The sequence below is a fragment of the Kocuria sp. genome, from assembly GCF_030530945.1.
Taxonomy (GTDB): domain Bacteria; phylum Actinomycetota; class Actinomycetes; order Actinomycetales; family Micrococcaceae; genus Kocuria.
Genome location: NZ_JAUMTZ010000007.1, coordinates 93,149 through 111,123, shown reverse-complemented (window position 1 = coordinate 111,123; position 17,975 = coordinate 93,149). Strand labels below are relative to the sequence as shown.

The window sequence follows — 17,975 nt, the reverse complement described above, 5'->3', positions numbered from 1 at the left end:
CGGTCCCGTGCCCACGGTCCCTCCCCAGGGCTCGCGGGCCCACTCACTAGGATGGAGACCATGTCCCGACCTCTCGTACGCGTCCTCGGCCAAGGAGTGCGCTGGGCCTCGAGCCTGCGCGGCGGCGGCTCCGCCTTCCCCGGGCTGGTGATGGAGAAGCTGCACCCCCGATTCGTGGCGGAGGAGCTGGCCAAGCTGCCGCGCGGCGTGGTGGTGATCAGCGGCACCAACGGCAAGACGACCACCACCAAGATGACCGTGCAGCTGCTGCGCGCCCAGGGTCTGCGCGTGTTCACCAACCGCACGGGCTCCAACTTCGTCCGCGGTGTGGCGGCTTCCCTCCTGGCGGAGATGGACGCCTTCGGCCGCCTGGACGCGGACGTGGCGGTCCTGGAGCTGGACGAGGCGCACGCCGTGCACTTCGTGAAGCAGGTGCGGCCGCGGATCTGCCTGCTGCTGAACGTGATGCGCGACCAGCTGGACCGTTTCGGGGAGATCGACACGACCCGCCGGATGCTGCGCCAGGTGGCGCTGGCCACCTCCGAGACCGTGGTGCTCAACCGTGAGGACCCGCGGATCGCCGGGCTCGCCGAGGACCTGCCGGCGGGCACCGCGGTGAGCTGGTTCGGCCTCTCCGACGCGCTGCGCCCCATGTTCCCCTCCGACGACGACATGCGGGAGGGTCTGCGCCAGGTGGACCCGGGGGAGCAGGACGCCCAGGTGCCCTCCTCCCGCCGCCCGGATGCGGACGTCGTGCTGCGGGCCGTCAACGCCCGCAGCGTGGAGCTCGAGGTGCGTGGACGCACGCACGAGGCCACGGTGGACCTGTACGGCGTCTACAACCAGTACAACGCCGCCGCCGCGCTGGCGGTGAGCCTGCAGGTGCTCGGCGACGACGCCGACGTCCCCGCCCTCGTGGCGGAGCTCGGGAACGTGACCCCGGCCTTCGGACGCGGGGAGACCATCACCGTGGAGGGCAAGCCCCTGCAGCTGCTGCTGGTGAAGAACCCGGCCGGGTTCCGGCTCTCCCTCGCCTCGGCCTCCGCCGAGGACTACGCCACGATGATCGCCATCAACGACCAGTACGCGGACGGTCGGGACGTCTCCTGGCTGTGGGACGTGGACTTCGACAGCCTGCGGGAGTCCGGGGTGGACGTGGTCTCCGGAGTGCGCGCGTGGGACATGGCACTGCGCCTGGACTACGACCTCGTGCGGGTGGGCGCGGTGGAGCCCGAGCTCGAGGACGCCCTCAGACAGTTCATCGCGCAGTCGGGGCAGCGTCCCATGCGCATCTTCTGCACCTACACGGCCATGCTGTCCCTGCGCAGGATCCTGGGCGGCATGACGCACGTGGCAGCGATCTAGGAGGACACCGTGGCCGAGAACACCGCACGCCCGCTGCGCATCGTGCAGCTCTACCCCCGGGACATGAACATCTACGGCGACTGGGGCAACACCCTCACGCTGAAGCGGCGCGCCGAGCGCCACGGGCTCCAGGTGGAGATCGTGGACCACAACCCGGGTGACCCGTGGCCCGAGCACGCCGACCTCTTCGTGGGCGGCGGCGGCCAGGACTCTGGCCAGTTCCGCGTGGCCGAGGACCTGCAGGCAGTGGCCCCCCGGCTGCACGACGCCGTGGCGCGCGGGGTGCCCATGCTCGCCATCTGCGGGCTGTACCAGCTGTTCGGGCGCAGCTTCCGCACGGGCGCGGGGGAGACCCTGCCCGGGATCGGCATCTTCGATCTGGAGACGGTGGCCGGCCCCGAGCGGCTGATCGGCAACATCGTGACCGAGTCCGAGCAGCTGGGCACGATCGTGGGCTACGAGAACCACTCCGGGCTCACGCACCTCGGATCCGGCCAGGAACCGCTGGGCACGGTGGTCTCGGGAGCCGGCAACGACGGCCAGGACGGCACGGAGGGCGCTCGCACCCGCAACGTGCTGGGCAGCTACCTGCACGGCTCCATGCTGCCCAAGAACCCGCGGGTGGCGGACTTCCTGCTCGGTGCCGCTCTCGAGCTGCGGGGCGAGACCCTGCCCGCCGCGCCGCTGGACGACAGGCTCGCGGAGCGCGCCCGCGACGTCGCCGTCTCCCGCCCGCGCTGAGCCCGCCGGGACCGCACCACGACGTCGCCCCACCCCGCTGCTGCGCCCGTCGCCGGCCCTGCGTGGTTCCGGCGGCGGTGCAGGGGTGGTGGACGGCGGTGTGACAGCGCAGGGCCCGCGCTCGGTATCATGGACAGTCGTTCCGTCACCGTGCCCGGTCCCGTCGTGGCCGGGGGCATCTTCCGAGGAGGTCATCCATGTCAGGTCACTCCAAGTGGGCCACGACCAAGCACAAGAAGGCGGCGATCGACGCCAAGCGCGCCAAGGCGTTCGCCAAGTACATCAAGGGCATCGAGGTGGCCGCGCGCATGGGCGGTGCGGACACCTCCGGCAACCCCGCGCTCGAGCTCGCGGTCTCCAAGGCCAAGAAGAACTCGGTGCCCAACGACAACATCGACCGCGCGGTCAAGCGCGGTGCCGGGCTCACCGGCGAGACCATCGACTACACCGAGATCCTCTACGAGGCCCGTGGGCCGCAGGGCACCGCGCTGTACATCGAGTGCCTGACCGACAACCGCAACCGCGCGGCTTCCGAGGTGCGCGTGGCGGTGACCCGTCACGGCGGGTCCATGGCGGACTCGGGCTCCGTGGCGTACCTCTTCGAGCGCAAGGGCGTGGTGGAGGTGGCCAAGACGGACGGCCTCACCGAGGACGACGTCCTGATGGCCGTGCTCGACGCCGGCGCGGACGAGGTCGTCGAGGAGGGCGACGTGTTCGAGGTGGTCAGCGAGGCCACGGACCTGCCCGCGATCCGCAGGGCGCTGGACGAGAACGGCCTGGAGTACAACAACGACGACCCCCAGTTCCGGGCCACCATGTCCGTGGACCTGGACGTCGAGGGCGCCCGCAAGTTCCTCAAGCTCGCGGACGCGGTGGAGGAGCTGGACGACGTCCAGAACGTGTACTCCAACGCCAACATCCCCGCGGACGTCATGGCGCAGCTCGAGGACGACGAGTAGCCGCGTGAGCTCCGGCGCCCCCGCGGGGTCCCAGCGCGTGCTCGCGGTGGACCCCGGACTCACCCGGTGCGGCTTCGCGGTGGTGGACATGTCCGCCCAGCGCACCGGGACCTTCGTCCACGTGCAGGTGAGCGGCACCCGGGCCCACGAGGCCCTGGAGCGGCGGGTGCTGACCATCATGGAGACCGCGGAGGAGCTCATCGAGCGGTTCCGTCCGGACGTGGTGGCCGTGGAGCGGGTGTTCGCCCAGAACAACGCCCCCACCGTGGTGGGCACGGCACAGGCCACCGGCGTGGTGATCGCGGCGGCGGCCAGGCGGGGCATCCCCGTGGCCTGGCACACCCCCTCCGAGGTCAAGGCGGCGGTCACGGGCGACGGCTCCGCGGACAAGGAGTCCGTGAACCGGATGGTCGTGCGCATCCTGCGGCTCGAGGCACCACCGCGGCCCGCCGACGCCGCGGACGCCCTCGCGCTGGCCGTGTGCCACGGCTGGCGCGGCGGGATGGCCGGGCTCAATGCCGCGGCGAGCACGTCCACGCACTCGGGCTCCCGGCCCGCGCACGCGCCCCGCACGGGCGCCCTGACCCCCGCCCAGCAGGCCTGGCGGCGTGCGGAGAGTGCCTCACGGACGCCGGCGTCCCGGGCGCCCTCTCGAGGAACCCGTTCGGGACGGGCCTGAACCGGGCGGGTTCGGACCGGACGCACTAGTCCACCCGGATCCGTCCAGGGCTGTGCGGATCGACACGGGCGGGCGCCCGCCGAGCCGTCCTCGTGCCCGCCGCAGCCCGTTGCTACAGTGACGAGCAACGATTCGCACACGTGTTCGAACGCGCGGCGGGCCCACCCCGCGGCAGACCGTCCGCACGGTGGCCGGGCCGGTTCGGGCCCGTGTGCCACACGACCCCGGCCCAGGCCGGAAGAGGGGAGCAGCCCGTGATTGCCTCGGTGACCGGAGAGGTGCGTTTCGTGGGTGCCGCACTGGCCGTGGTGGAGGTCTCGGGCTTCGGCATCGAGGTCCACGCCAGCCCCCACACGCTGGCGGCGCTGCGGGTCGGTTCCACCGCGCACCTGCACACGGCCTACATCGCCCGCAAGGACGAGTCCCCGCTGCTCTTCGGTTTCGCCGGCGCGGACGAGAAGGAGATCTTCACCGTGATGCTGGGAGTCTCCGGGGTGGGTCCGCGCACGGCGCTGGCGGCGGTCTCCGTGCTCGGTCCCGAGGACCTCCGCCGTGCCATCGCCGCCGGTGACGACAAGGCCTTCACCGCGGTCCCCGGCATCGGCCCCAAGTCCGCCCGGCGCATCGTGCTGGAGCTCGCGGACAAGCTCGTGCTCCCGGAGCCGGCCCCGCAGCAGCCCGCCGAGCCGCAGATGCAGGTGTGGCGCGAGCAGGTGGTGGAGGCCCTCACCGGCCTCGGCTGGAGCGAGAAGGACGCCGCCCGCGGCATCGACGACGCCCTGCACACCCAGCCCGAGCTCGCGGACTCCGGCAACGTGGCCGAGATCCTCCGGGCCGTGCTGTCCTGGCTCGGCACCTCCAAGGGCACCACCCACGCACCCTCCGGGAGGCGGTGAACGTGGCCGTGGAGGAGCGCGGATCCCTCGGCCCGCAGCGCCTGGTGGGCGCCGAGGGGGACTACGACGACCAGCAGCTGGAGGCCTCGCTGCGTCCGGGCAGCCTGGACGACTTCGTGGGCCAGCAGCGGGTGCGGGCGCAGCTCTCGCTCGTGCTGGAGGCCTCCAAGCTGCGGGGGCGCACCGCGGACCACGTGCTGCTCTCCGGACCCCCGGGTCTGGGAAAGACCACCCTGGCCATGATCATCGCCCAGGAGCTGGACGTCCCCCTGCGGATCTCCTCCGGGCCCGCCATCCAGCACGCCGGAGACCTGGCGGCCATCCTGTCCTCCCTGACGCACGGGGAGGTGCTCTTCCTGGACGAGATCCACCGCATGTCCCGGCCCGCGGAGGAGATGCTCTACATGGCCATGGAGGACTTCCGGGTGGACATCGTGGTGGGCAAGGGCGCGGGCGCCACCTCCATCCCGCTGGACCTGCCGCCGTTCACGCTCGTGGGGGCCACCACGCGTGCCGGGCTGCTGCCCGGGCCGCTGCGGGACCGCTTCGGCTTCACCGGCCACCTCGAGTTCTACTCCGTCCCGGAGCTGGAACTCGTGCTGCGCCGCTCCGCCGCGCTGCTGGACCTGGACATGACCTCCGAGGCCTTCGGCGAGGTGGCCTCCCGCTCCCGCGGCACCCCGCGCATCGCCAACCGGCTGCTGCGCCGTGTCCGCGACTGGGCGCTGGTGCACGGTGTGGGGCGCATCGACGCCCGCGCCGCGGGCTCGGCCCTGGACATGTACGAGGTGGACGCACGAGGCCTGGACCGGCTGGACCGCAACGTGCTCTCCGCGCTGGTGGGCAAGTTCAACGGCGGGCCCGTGGGGCTTTCCACCCTCGCGATCGCCGTGGGGGAGGAGACCGAGACGGTCGAGACCGTCGCGGAGCCGTTCCTGGTCCGCGAGGGCCTGCTGGGGCGCACCCCCCGCGGGCGGATCGCCATGGCGGCCGCCTGGGAGCACCTGGGCCTGGACGTCCCGGAGCACGCGGCGTTCAAGGACCCCTCGTTGCGGGCGGCCCTCGCCGCAGACACCACCACCGGGGACTCGTCCAGCGCCTGACCAGATCCATCCCCTAAACTGGCACGGATGACGCGCCGGTCGCGTCCGCCCGCGTCCGTGGGCGGGAGCCCGGTGCGAGACCACCGACTCCCGACTGAACGGACACTTCGTGACCCTCCTCGCAGAGACCCAGGAAGCCGCCACCGGAGGAACCGGCTGGTTCCTCCCCGTGATGCTCGTGGTCATGGTGCTGCTGCTGTGGCTGCCCATGCGCCGGCAGAAGAAGGCCCAGGCCGAGATGAAGGCCAAGCAGGCGAGCATGGAGCCTGGCACGCGTGTGATGACCAGCTTCGGGCTGTACGGCACGCTGCGGGACATGGACCGCGAGCAGAACAAGGCCGTCCTGGAGATCTCCCCGGGCCAGCTCGTCACAGTCCACTCGCAGACGGTGACCACCGTCGTGGACGAGACCCCCGTGGTCCCCGCCCACGCCGATGCGGTGGCCGACGCGCAGGAGGCCCGCCCGGTCGAGGGCGACGTGGACGGCTCCACCGCCGCCGACGTCCGCGGAACCGGAACCCCCGGCACCGGGACGGCCGTGCGCGGCTCCGGCGAGGCCCCACGCCCCGCCGAGGAGACGGAGCACCGCACCTGGCGCGACGCCCGCGAGCGGGACGAGCGCGACAACCCCACCACCTGACACCACCCGCAGGGACACGGGCCGAGGACCTCGGCCCGTTTCTCATGCGGCCCCCCGTTCCCACGGGTGGCCGCGGGCTCCCCGGAGGACAGCCGATGGCAGCACAGAACAAGAGGGCGCAGAACCCCGGGACCCCCCGCGGCTCCCGGTGGCGCCGCCGCAGCACCACCCCGGAGGATGCCGGCTCGCCCAAGGGGCGGGGACGCGGCTCGGGGTCCCGGCGCCCGCGCTCGGGAGCGGCCGCGGCGGCGTCGTCCGCGCGGAAGGCGCTGCTGGCACTGCTGGCCGTGACGGCGGTGCTCGCGGGTGTGCTCGTCTACGGTGCCACCACCGACCGCACCGGATGGGGCCCCAAGCTCGCGCTGGACCTCGAGGGCGGAACACAGATGGTGCTCTCGCCGTCCCTGCAGGGGGACCAGGCGGGGCAGGAGATCACGCAGGAGCAGCTGGACCAGGCGGTCGAGATCATCCGGCAGCGCGTGGACGGCTCCGGCGTCTCCGAGGCGGAGATCACCACCCAGTCGGGGAAGAACATCGTGGTCTCGATGCCGGGTGTGCCCTCCTCCGAGACCCGCGACCTGATCCAGACCTCGGCGCAGATGGCGTTCCGGCCGGTGATCACCACCGGCCCGGGGGCGGCCACTCCCAAGGACAAGCGCACGGACCCCAAGTCCATCCCCGCGCCCACGGCCAAGCCCACGAACTCCTCGGACCCCAACTGGGTCACCCGCGAGCTCTTCCAGAAGTACGAGGCCCTGGACTGCAGCGCACCGCAGCCCCAGAAGGACCGTGAGTCGCAGCCGCAGGACAAGGCCGTGGTGGCGTGCGACCCCGAGAGCAACGCCAAGTTCATCCTGGGCCCGGTGGAGATCCCCGGAACCGACATCGCCGACGCCTCCTACGCGCAGGCCACCAACTCCCAGGGCCACGCCACGGGCGGCTTCGCCGTGAACCTGCAGTTCGACGACCAGGGCACCCGCACCTTCAAGGACCTCTCCGAGCGCCTGTACGGCCTGAGCCAGGGCGGGCAGCAGGACCCGCGCTCCCGCTTCGCCATCGTGCTGGACGGTTCCGTGGTCTCTGCACCCACCATGAACGCCGTGATCACGGACGGCAAGGCGCAGATCACGGGCAACTTCACCGAGGACCAGGCCAAGTTCCTGTCCCAGCAGCTGAAGTACGGTGCGCTGCCCGTGTCCTTCTCGATCGACTCCGAGCAGCAGATCTCCGCAACCCTGGGCAGCAACCAGCTGCGCATGGGCATCATCGCGGGTCTGATCGGCCTGGCGCTCGTGTGCATCTACTCGCTGTTCCAGTACCGCTGGCTGGGTCTCGTGACCATCGCGTCCCTCGTGGTGGCCGGTGTGCTCACCTACCTCGCGATCACCCTGCTGGGCTGGAGCGCGAACTACCGCCTTTCGCTCGCGGGCGTGGCCGGGCTCGTGGTGGCCATCGGGCAGACGGCGGACTCGTTCATCGTCTACTTCGAGCGCATCCGCGACGAGATCCGCGCCGGGCGGACCATTCCCGCGGCCGTGGACCACGGCTGGCAGCGGGCGCGTCAGACGGTGCTGGCCTCCAAGGCCGTGAACCTGCTCGCCGCCGTGGTGCTGTACTTCGTGGCCGTGGGCAACGTGCGCGGCTTCGCGTTCACCCTGGGACTCACCGCGATCGCGGACCTCCTGGTGGTCTTCCTGTTCACGCACCCGGTCATGGTCCTGCTGGCGCGCACCCGCTACTTCGGCACCGGTGCCAAGCACTCCGGGCTGGATCCCGAGGCGCTCGACGCCGTCCCGCTCTACCGCGGTGCCGGCCGCCTGCGCTCCCCGGAGGAGCACGACGGTCTCACCATCGCCGAACGACGCCGCCGTGCCGCTCTGAGTGCCTCCGCCGACGGTGCCGCCGCCGCGAGCGGTGCGCAGGGCGGGCCCGGGGACGCCGCGGCGTCGTCCCGGGTGCGCGGCGCCCGGTCAGCGGGGGACGACTCCGACCACCACCAGGACGGCGCGGGCTCCACCGCCGCCCGGCCCGACTCCGAGGAGGACCAGCGATGAGCAACCGGCTTGCGCGATTCGGCAACGACCTGCACAGCGGGCGCCGCTCCTACCCGTTCGTGCAGAAGCGGGGGCTGTGGCTGGGCCTGGCCCTGGCCCTGGTGCTCCTCTCCGTGCTGATCCCCGTGGTCAAGGGCGGCTTCAATCTCGGCATCGACTTCACCGGCGGTTCGGAGTTCACGGTCTCGGACGCGACGACCACGGACGTGGCACCCGGCGAGAAGGCTGTGGCGGAGACCGCGGGCGCGCAGGAGGCCACGGTCACGAACATCGCGCCAGGCACCGTGCGCGTGCAGACCGAGCAGCTCGACGACGACCAGACCCTCGCGCTGAAGCAGCGGCTGGAGGACGCCTACGGCGTGGGCGAGGACCGGGTGACCTCCACGTTCGTGGGGCCCACCTGGGGCCAGGGCGTCACCCAGCAGGCGCTGTGGGGACTGCTGGTCTTCGTGGTGCTCGCACTGGCCCTGATGGCGCTGTACTTCCGCACGTGGAAGATGTCCGTCTCATCCATCGCGGCCATGCTGTTCACCATCGTGGTGACCGCCGGGGTCTACTCCCTGGTGGGCTTCGAGATCACCCCCTCGGCCGTCATCGGGTTCCTCACGGTGCTGTCCTACTCGCTGTACGACTCCGTGGTGGTCTTCGACAAGGTGCGCGAGAACACAGCCGGTCTCCTGGACGGCACGGCCCCCACCGAGCGGGCCAGGCGGACCTACGGCGAGCAGGTGAACCTCGCGGTGAACCAGACGCTCGTGCGCTCCATCAACACCTCGGTGGTGGGCATCCTGCCGGTGGGCTCCATCCTGTTCATCGGCGCGTACCTGCTGGGTGCGGGGACCCTGAAGGACCTGTCGCTGTCGCTGTTCGTGGGCATCATCCTCGGCACGCTCGCCACCCTGTTCGTGGCGGCACCGCTGTACTCGTGGCTCCGGGACCGGGAGGAGCGCGTGCGGGAGCAGTCCCGCACGGTCCTGGCCGAGCGCACCACGGACGAGCCGCCCGTGAGCGCGGACCCCGTCTCCGCCTGAGCCGCGGCGGCACTACACTGGTGCCTCAGCCGCGCCGAGAGGCCAGTGTCCTTCCCGGCCAGCGCGGCCACGGTGAGGAGGCCGCGGATCATGCCCAGCCAGTCCCAGACCCGGGGGCAGGACGTCCCCGAGGGGTCGTCCCAGTCCTCCGAGGCGCCCGTCTCGGCTGCTGCGCCCGATGTGCGCACCGCCGCCGCCACGGGTTCGACGCCCGCCCAGGCTTCCGTGCCCGGCCGCCCCACGGCACCCGGCCCTGCCACTGGGTCCGGTGAGCGTCCCGCCCCCTCCGCGAGCAGAAGCGTTGCCGGTCGGGGAGGGGGCACGCACTACGTCCTCCCCGCGTCCCGTCCAGTGTTCGGACGGGCGGTCTTCCCAGGACGCAGCGAGCGCACGCGCTCCACGCTCTCGGCGCTCAGCGGGGAGTCCGTGCCCGGGTCCCCGGTGCTCGTGCCGCTGCTGCGCACGGTGCAGAACACCCACCCGGAGGAGGACCTCACGGTCCTGGAGCGCGCCTTCACGGTGGCGGACACCCACCACGAGGGGCAGAAGCGCAAGTCCGGGGACCCGTACATCACCCACCCCGTGGCGGTGACCACCATCCTGGCGGAGCTCGGGATGACGGGGGCCACGCTGGTGGCCGGGCTGCTGCACGACACGGTGGAGGACACCTCCTACACCCTGGACGAGCTGCGGGCGGACTTCGGCGAGGAGGTCGCGCTGCTCGTGGACGGCGTCACCAAGCTGGACAAGATCCAGTACGGAGAGAACGCCCAGGCGGAGACCGTGCGCAAGATGGTCGTGGCCATGGCCAAGGACATCCGGGTGCTGGTCATCAAGCTCGCGGACCGGCTGCACAACGCCCGCACGTGGCGCTTCGTCTCCTCCGAGTCCTCGGGCCGCAAGGCCCGGGAGACGCTGGAGATCTTCGCGCCACTGGCCCACCGGCTGGGCATGAACACCATCAAGTGGGAGCTCGAGGACCTGTCCTTCGCGGCCCTGTACCCCAAGGTGTACGAGGAGATCGTGCGGATGGTGGGGGAGCGCACCCCTGAGCGTGAGCGCCACCTCGCGGAGATCCGTGGTCAGATCGCGGAGGCCCTGGACACGGCCGGGATCGAGGCCACCATCACGGGCCGCCCCAAGCACTACTACTCGATCTACCAGAAGATGATCGTGCGCGGGAAGGACTTCGACGAGATCCACGACCTGCAGGCGGCCCGCGTGCTCGTGAACTCGGTGCGGGAGTGCTACGCCGCGCTCGGTGTGCTGCACGCCAAGTGGCGGCCGCTGCCGGGGCGCTTCAAGGACTACATCGCGATGCCCAAGTTCAACATGTACCAGTCGCTGCACACCACGGTGATCGGACCGAACGGGCGCCCGGTGGAGATCCAGATCCGCACCCACGAGATGCACCGGCGGGCCGAGTACGGCGTGGCCGCGCACTGGAAGTACAAGGACAAGGTCAACCAGGCGAACTCCGCGACCCCCAAGGCCAAGGAGGGGGAGCTGAACTGGCTCAGCTCCCTGGTCTCCTGGCAGGAGGAGGCCAAGGACTCCTCGGACTTCCTGGACTCGCTGCGGTACCAGATCAACACGGCCGAGGTGTACGTGTTCACGCCCAAGGGCGAGGTGATGGCGCTGCCCACGGGCTCCACCCCGGTGGACTTCGCCTACGCCGTGCACACCGAGGTGGGCAACCGCACGATCGGCGCACGGGTCAACGGCAAGCTCGCCCCCCTGTCCTCGCCGCTGCAGCACGGCGACCGCGTGGAGATCCTCACCTCCAAGTCCGAGCAGGCCGCGCCGTCCCAGGACTGGCTCACGTTCGTGGGCTCCCCGCGGGCGCGCACCAAAATTCGGCAGTGGTTCTCCAAGGAGCGCCGGGAGGAGGCCATCGAGCGGGGCAAGGACCAGTTGACCCGGGCCATGCGCAAGCACCGCCTGCCGCTGCAGCGCACGGTCACGGGTGAGGCCCTGCTGGCGGTCGCGCAGGACTTCAACCGGGGGGACGTGGCGGCGCTCTACGAGGCCCTGGGCTCGGACGCCGTGAGCCCGCACCAGGTGGTCGAGAAGCTGCTGGAGCACCTGGGCGGCGCGGAGGGCACCGAGGAGGACCTGGCCGAGACCACCCGGGTGACCCGGCCGGTGCGCGCCGGCGCCGCGGACTCCGGGGTGCTGGTGCAGGGCGCGTCGGACGTGTACGTGAAGATCGCCCGGTGCTGCACCCCGGTGCCCCCGGACGAGATCGTGGGGTTCGTGACCCGCGGCTCCGGGATCTCCGTGCACCGCAGGGACTGCGCCAACATGCTGGTGATCCCGGACGGGGACGACCGCGTGAAGGAGGTGTCGTGGGCGCCCACCCAGTCCTCCCTGTTCCTCGTGGAGATCCAGGTGGAGGCACTGGACCGCAAGTCCCTGCTGTACGACGTCACCCGGGTGCTGGCCGAGAACCACGTGAACATCCTTTCGGCACAGGTCCATACGTCCCGGGCCCGCCTGGCGATCTCCCGGTTCTCGTTCGAGATGGGGGACACCCGCTACCTGGACCATGTGCTGAACCAGGTGCGCCGCGTGGACGGCGTGTACGACGTCTACCGCGTCTCGGGCCACCGGCCCGTCAACTCCTAGGCCTCCCCGGGCCCGTGCGGGCCACCGGCCGGTCGCGACGGGTCAGCCCTCCAGCGCCCGCGCCAGCTTGCGCGCCCGCGCGAGGGCGGCCCGGCGCCCGGGGGTCTTGGGCATGGTCTCCAGCTCCCGCACGAGCCCGGCGGGGGTGCAGGAAAGCTGTTCGCTGCCCAGCATGGCGAGCAGGGCGGCGTCGCCCGCGGGACCAGGGACGTGCAGCGCGAGGTCCACAGCGGTGCGGTGCGGGGAGGTGAGCGTGATGCCCCGGTGCGTCACCAGGTCCTGCGGCCCGAAGCTCGTCTGGTGGAGCACGATGCCCGCGGGGACCGACGTGGTGGTGCGTGCGCCCTTGTCCACCAGGACGGGCAGCGGCGAGGGTTCCGGGGCGCAGCGGTGGAACCACGCGGCGCCGAGCCGCCCGAGCACCCCGCGCCGCTGCAGGTTGCCCGGGACCACTCGGGAGAGCACCGCGATCCGCAGCGCGTCCGAGGGCGGCTGCCACGCGTGGACGTGCGCCTCCAGCAGCTCGCGGCGCAGCACGCCGTCCGCGGCGAGTGCGTGCAGCTCGGCCCGGCTGAACGGGTGCCCGGGCAGGAACACCGGGATGGGGGCGTCGGGGCGTGCGTCCGCGCCGGGGCGCGTGACGGGGGCGAGGGCGGTCATGGTCCCATCCCACCCCACGGACCGCCCGCGGCGGCAGAGCCGCACACCATCTGTGGAGAACGGGTGGCACGAGACCGCCCCCGCCCCGGAGGAACCGGGACGGGGGCGGTGGGTGCTGTGGCTGGCCGGGTGTCAGCCCAGCTCGGCGGCGGACGCCCGCAGCGTGTCGAGCCACTGCTCGCTCGTGGCGAGGTCCTTCTCCAGCGAGGCGGCCTTCTTCTCGTTGCCGGACGCGCGGGCGGCCTCCACCGCCGCACGCTGGTCCGCGATCTTGTTCTCCAGCTGGGAGAGCATGGAGTTCGAGCGCGCCTTGGTCTCCGGGTCGGTGCGCCGCCACTTGTCGTCCTCGGCCTTCTTGACCGCGTCCTCCACCGAGCGCAGCTCGTTCTCCACCCGGCGCATGTGGGCGCGCGGGACCTTCCCGGCCTCCTCCCAGCGCTGCTGCACGGACGCGAGCTTCTTCTTGGCGGCGTCGATGTCCTTGACCGGCAGGATCTTCTTCGCCTCCGCGAGCAGCTGCTCCTTGACCTCCAGGTTGCCCTCGAACTCGCGGTCGATCTGCTCGTTCGCGGCCTTGCGGGCGTCGAAGAACACGTCCTGGGCGGCGCGGAAGCGGACCCACAGGGCGTCGTCGTCCTTGCGGGACGCGCGGGGGGACTGCTTCCAGCGGTCCATGAGCTCGCGGTACTTCCCGGCGGTCTCGCCCCAGTCGGTGGAACCGGACAGCGCCTCGGCCTCCGCGATCAGGCCCTCCTTGACGCGCTTGGCCTTCGTGTTGGTCTCGTCCAGGGAGGAGAAGAACGCCTTGCGGTGGCGGTCGAACGTGGTGCGCGCCTTGCGGAAGCGCTTCCACAGGGCGTCCTCGTCCGTCTTGGACAGCCGTCCGCCGGACTTCTGGTGCTCCTGCCACTGCGAGAACAGCTCGGCCATGCGCGCGGACGAGTGCTTCCACTGGGTCTTCTCGGGATCCTGGCCGGCCACCTCCTCGGCGGCCTCCACGATCGCGGTGCGGTGGGCCAGCTGCGCCGCCCGGTGCTTCTTCGACTCCTCGCGCTCGCGCTCCAGCGCCACGCGGATGGCGTCCTCGAGGGTGTCCAGACGCGTGGAGAGGTCCGTGAGGTCACCCACCATGGTGTGGGCGTCCACCTGCTCCCGCACGTGGGCCACGGTCTTGCGCATCTCCCCGGCGGGAGCCTTGGCGGCGATCCGCTGCTCCAGCAGTGCGACCTGCGCCTCGGCGTCGTCGAACTTGCGGGCGAAGTAGGCGAGGGCCTCCTCCGGGGTGGCGTCCGGGAACTGCCCGCACTCGTGCTCGGTGCCCTGCACGGTGACGTACACGGTGCCGTTCTCGTCCGCACGGCCGAACTTCTCGGCGCGGGCCACGGACTCGGCGGGGGACAGCGCGGGGTGGGCCGTCTCGGCCGGTGCGGGCTGGGGCGCGCGCGTCGCTGCAGGGGCGGCGGCCGGCCTGGGCCCGGGCGACGACGGCGCCGCCGGCCGGGGTGCCGAGGGTGCGCCCGGGCGCGGGGCGGCGGCGGGCTCCTGCGTCCGTGGCGCGGGTGCCGCCTCCTCCGCGGCAGGGGTCGGGGCCGCGGGCGCGCCGGGCTGCTCCTCGGGGGCCTGGGGCACGGGTGCTCCCTGCACGGGGCGGTCGTCGGATTCAGGACGTTCTGTCACCGCTACAACTCTTTCTGCACGGCCTCACCCGGGACCTCGTGGGGCGCCTCACCGGGTGGGGGTTCCAAAGACGGACACGGCCATCCTAGTCAGCCGCGCGCCCTAGAATGACTGGCGACACCGCCGCGGCGGCGCACACCCCGCAGTCCGGGCGCGCCGGCCCCGGCACGCGCACCGCGATCGAGGAGTTGCCCCCATGGCCCGCACCACGTCCCTGTCCGGTTTCCCCGAATGGCTCCCGGAGGAACGGATCGTGGAGCAGCACGTGCTCGACTCCCTGCGCCGGACCTTCGAGCTGCACGGGTTCTCCTCGATCGAGACCCGCGCCGTGGAGACCGTGGAGCAGCTGCTGCGCAAGGGCGAGATCGACAAGGAGGTCTACGGCGTCTCGCGCCTGCAGCAGGACGAGGGCGAGCCCTCCAAGGAGGGGGCCCTGGCCCTGCACTTCGACCTCACCGTGCCCTTCGCCCGGTACGTGGTGGAGAACGGCGGCCACCTGACCTTCCCGTTCCGCCGCTACCAGATGCAGAAAGTGTGGCGCGGGGAACGCCCCCAGGAGGGCCGCGCCCGCGAGTTCACGCAGGCGGACATCGACGTGGTGGGGGACGGCACCCTGGCGTTCCGCTACGACGTGGAGCTCGCCCTGGTGATGGTCGAGGCGCTCTCCCAGCTGCCCATCCCGCCGTTCGTGCTGCGCGTGAACAACCGCAAGCTGGCGGAGGGCTTCTACCGCGGGATCGGCCTCACGGACGCGCCGGCGGTGCTGCGCGAGATCGACAAGCTCGAGAAGATCGGCGCGGACGCCGTGGCGCAGAACCTGCAGGACCACGTGGGTGCCACCGCCGAGCAGGCCCGGGCGGCCCTGGCGCTCGCCGCCATCCGCACCGAGGACACCTCCTTCGTGGAGCGCGTGCGCGAGCTGGGGCAGAGCAACGAGCTCCTCGAGGAGGGCCTCGCCGAGCTCGCCGAGGTGGTGGGGGAGGCCGCCCGCCGCGCACCCGGGCGGGTCGTGGCGGACCTGTCGATCGCCCGCGGCCTGGACTACTACACGGGCACCGTCTACGAGACGGTGCTGGTGGGCCACGAGCAGCTCGGCTCGGTGTGCTCGGGCGGCCGCTACGAGTCGCTGGCGAGCAACGGCAAGAAGACGTACCCGGGCGTGGGCCTGTCCATCGGCGTCACGCGCCTGGTCACCCGCATCCTCTCGCAGTCCATGGCCTCGGTCTCCCGCGCGGTGCCCTCCGCGGTGCTCGTGGCCCTGAACGACGACGCCTCGTGGTCCGCGGCCCAGGACGTCGCCGCCGCGCTGCGCGCCCGGGGCATCGCCACGGAGGTCGCGGCCACGGCCCAGAAGTTCGGGAAGCAGATCCGCTACGCCGAGCGCCGCGGCATCCCCTTCGTGTGGTTCTCCACCGCTGACGAGTACGGCACGGTGCGCCACGAGGTCAAGGACATCCGCTCGGGCGAGCAGGTCCCCGCGGATCCCGCGTCCTGGCAGCCCCCGGCGGAGGACCTGCACCCCACCGTGGTCCGTGCGGACGCGCCGGGGGAGTGAGCCGGGCGCGCTTGTAGACTCGCGGGAGACGCGGAGCCGGGCGGGCGGCGTCGTCGTGCGCCCGGAACCGGCACGGCCGGGGCGCCAGGAGCGTCCGGCCCGCAGACACGACCGGGGCGCGGAGCCCCGGGAAGCACACGAACGAAAAGGTGAATGCATTTGTTGCGAACGCATGAACTCGGCGCGCTGAGCGCCGAGAACATTGGACAGACCGTCACGCTGGCCGGCTGGGTGGGGCGCCGCCGCGACCACGGCGGTGTGGCGTTCGTGGACCTGCGCGACGCCTCCGGCGTGGCACAGATCGTGGTGCGGGACGAGGAGCAGTTCCACCAGCTGCGCAACGAGTACGTCCTGCAGGTCACCGGCACCGTGGAGCGGCGGCCCGAGGGCAACGAGAACCCCAACCTTCCCTCCGGCGAGGTGGAGGTCATGGTGGACGAGCTCACGGTGCTCAACACCGCGGCGCCGCTGCCGTTCCAGATCGACGAGCACGTGGAGGTCGGGGAGGAGGCGCGGCTGAAGTACCGCTACCTGGACCTGCGCCGTCCCGAGCCCGCGCGCATCATGCGCCTGCGCTCCGAGGTCAACCGCGTGGCCCGCACGCTCCTGCACGAGCAGGGCTTCACCGAGGTGGAGACCCCCACGCTCACCCGCTCCACCCCGGAGGGCGCCCGCGACTTCCTGGTCCCGGCGCGGCTGGCCCCCGGCTCCTGGTACGCCCTGCCGCAGTCCCCGCAGCTGTTCAAGCAGCTGCTGCAGGTGGGCGGGATCGAGAAGTACTTCCAGATCGCCCGCTGCTACCGGGACGAGGACTTCCGTGCGGACCGCCAGCCCGAGTTCACGCAGCTGGACGTCGAGGCCTCCTTCGTGGAGGAGGACGACATCATCGCCCTCGGCGAGCAGATCGTGAAGGCGCTGTGGGCGCTGATCGGGGTGGAGATCACCACGCCCATCCCGCGCATGACCTACGCGCAGGCCATGGCGGACTACGGCTCCGACAAGCCGGACCTGCGCTTCGACCTGAAGCTCACCGAGCTCACCGAGTACTTCAAGGACACCCCGTTCCGCGTGTTCCAGGCCCCCTACGTGGGTGCCGTGGTCATGCCCGGCGGTGCCTCCCAGCCCCGCCGGCAGCTGGACGCCTGGCAGGAGTGGGCCAAGCAGCGCGGCGCCAAGGGCCTCGCGTACGTCCTGTTCAAGGAGGACGGCGAGATCGCCGGGCCCGTGGCCAAGAACATCTCCGAGGCGGAGAAGGCCGGCCTGGCCGAGGCCGTGGGTGCGAAGCCCGGTGACTGCGTGTTCTTCGCCGCCGGTGCCGTCAAGCCCTCCCGCGCCCTGCTCGGCGCCGCGCGCGTGGAGATCGGCCACCGCGTGGGCCTGATCGACGAGGACGACTGGGCCTTCGTGTGGGTCGTGGACGCACCCCTGTTCGAGCCCGCGGCGGACGCCGTTGAGTCCGGTGACGTGGCCGTGGGCTCCGGCGCCTGGACCGCCGTGCACCACGCGTTCACCTCGCCCAAGCCCGAGTTCATGGACACGTTCGACACGGATCCGGGCTCGGCGCTCGCGTACGCGTACGACATCGTGTGCAACGGCAACGAGATCGGCGGCGGCTCCATCCGCATCCACCGCCGGGACGTCCAGGACCGGGTGTTCCGCGTGATGGGCCTGAGCGAGGAGGACGCACGCGAGAAGTTCGGCTTCCTGCTGGACGCCTTCCAGTTCGGCGCGCCCCCGCACGGCGGCATCGCCTTCGGCTGGGACCGCGTGGTGGCGCTGCTCGCCGGCACGGAGTCCATCCGCGACGTCATCGCGTTCCCCAAGACCGGCAACGGCTACGACCCCCTCACCGCCGCACCCGCGCCCATCACGGCGCAGCAGCGCAAGGAGGCCGGCGTGGACGCCAAGCCCGAGCCCAAGGGCACGGCCGGCAAGGTCTCCGGGGAGCAGCAGCAGACCGCGGATCGCCCCGCCGCGCAGTAGCTTC

Annotated in this window: 14 protein-coding genes; 12 read left to right on the top strand and 2 right to left on the bottom strand. The window is 71.9% G+C overall.

What is annotated here, in order from left to right; translation table 11 throughout:
* Positions 1-51: 51 nt before the first annotated feature.
* From Q4A22_RS08095 to Q4A22_RS08050, 10 genes are all read left to right on the top strand, one after another.
* The gene (locus Q4A22_RS08095) at positions 52-1,365 is read left to right on the top strand and encodes a Mur ligase family protein (protein WP_303178405.1); all 1,314 of its coding nucleotides are present in this window, start codon (positions 52-54) and stop codon (positions 1,363-1,365) included.
* Positions 1,366-1,374: 9 nt separating this feature from the next.
* Positions 1,375-2,106 carry a type 1 glutamine amidotransferase gene (locus tag Q4A22_RS08090; RefSeq protein ID WP_303178404.1) on the top strand — a complete coding sequence of 244 codons (732 nt, stop codon included), beginning with the start codon at positions 1,375-1,377 and terminating at the stop codon, positions 2,104-2,106.
* A gap of 197 nt (positions 2,107-2,303) precedes the next feature.
* On the top strand, positions 2,304-3,065 hold the full coding sequence (locus tag Q4A22_RS08085; protein WP_303178402.1) for a YebC/PmpR family DNA-binding transcriptional regulator: 762 nt from the start codon (positions 2,304-2,306) through the stop codon (positions 3,063-3,065).
* A gap of 4 nt (positions 3,066-3,069) precedes the next feature.
* Positions 3,070-3,744 carry a crossover junction endodeoxyribonuclease RuvC gene (gene ruvC / locus Q4A22_RS08080; protein WP_303178401.1) on the top strand — a complete coding sequence of 225 codons (675 nt, stop codon included), beginning with the start codon at positions 3,070-3,072 and terminating at the stop codon, positions 3,742-3,744.
* Positions 3,745-3,998: 254 nt separating this feature from the next.
* A complete protein-coding gene (gene ruvA, locus Q4A22_RS08075; protein WP_303178400.1) occupies positions 3,999-4,640 on the top strand; it encodes a Holliday junction branch migration protein RuvA in 642 nt (213 codons plus the stop codon).
* A gap of 2 nt (positions 4,641-4,642) precedes the next feature.
* Positions 4,643-5,743, top strand: a complete 1,101-nt coding sequence (gene ruvB / locus Q4A22_RS08070; protein WP_303178459.1) for a Holliday junction branch migration DNA helicase RuvB — start codon at positions 4,643-4,645, stop codon at positions 5,741-5,743.
* Positions 5,744-5,852: 109 nt separating this feature from the next.
* Entirely contained in the window at positions 5,853-6,383 is a 531-nt protein-coding gene (yajC, locus tag Q4A22_RS08065) for a preprotein translocase subunit YajC (RefSeq protein ID WP_303178398.1), read from the top strand.
* A 95-nt stretch (positions 6,384-6,478) separates the two neighbouring features.
* Positions 6,479-8,437, top strand: a complete 1,959-nt coding sequence (gene secD, locus Q4A22_RS08060; RefSeq protein WP_303178397.1) for a protein translocase subunit SecD — start codon at positions 6,479-6,481, stop codon at positions 8,435-8,437.
* Positions 8,434-9,468 carry a protein translocase subunit SecF gene (gene secF / locus Q4A22_RS08055; RefSeq protein ID WP_303178396.1) on the top strand — a complete coding sequence of 345 codons (1,035 nt, stop codon included), beginning with the start codon at positions 8,434-8,436 and terminating at the stop codon, positions 9,466-9,468. Before secD ends, secF begins: the two co-directional genes overlap by 4 nt.
* Before the next feature lie 225 nt (positions 9,469-9,693).
* Complete coding sequence (locus Q4A22_RS08050; protein WP_303178458.1) at positions 9,694-12,096, top strand: bifunctional (p)ppGpp synthetase/guanosine-3',5'-bis(diphosphate) 3'-pyrophosphohydrolase; 2,403 nt, start codon at positions 9,694-9,696, stop codon at positions 12,094-12,096.
* A gap of 42 nt (positions 12,097-12,138) precedes the next feature.
* On the opposite strand, the gene Q4A22_RS08045 is transcribed toward Q4A22_RS08050, so the two are convergent.
* Both Q4A22_RS08045 and Q4A22_RS08040 read right to left on the bottom strand, forming a co-directional pair.
* On the bottom strand, positions 12,139-12,756 hold the full coding sequence (locus Q4A22_RS08045; RefSeq protein ID WP_303178395.1) for a type IV toxin-antitoxin system AbiEi family antitoxin: 618 nt from the start codon (positions 12,754-12,756) through the stop codon (positions 12,139-12,141).
* A gap of 132 nt (positions 12,757-12,888) precedes the next feature.
* The gene (locus tag Q4A22_RS08040; RefSeq protein WP_303178394.1) at positions 12,889-14,433 is read right to left on the bottom strand and encodes a DUF349 domain-containing protein; all 1,545 of its coding nucleotides are present in this window, start codon (positions 14,431-14,433) and stop codon (positions 12,889-12,891) included.
* 196 nt (positions 14,434-14,629) lie between these two features.
* Here Q4A22_RS08040 and hisS point away from each other — a divergent pair, with 196 nt between their 5' ends.
* Both hisS and aspS read left to right on the top strand, forming a co-directional pair.
* Positions 14,630-15,988 (top strand): histidine--tRNA ligase, encoded by a 1,359-nt coding sequence (gene hisS / locus Q4A22_RS08035; protein ID WP_303178392.1) that lies wholly within the window; start codon positions 14,630-14,632, stop codon positions 15,986-15,988.
* A gap of 159 nt (positions 15,989-16,147) precedes the next feature.
* Positions 16,148-17,971, top strand: coding sequence for an aspartate--tRNA ligase (gene aspS, locus Q4A22_RS08030; protein ID WP_303178390.1), 1,824 nt, complete (start codon positions 16,148-16,150; stop codon positions 17,969-17,971).
* The last annotated feature ends 4 nt before the right edge of the window (positions 17,972-17,975 follow it).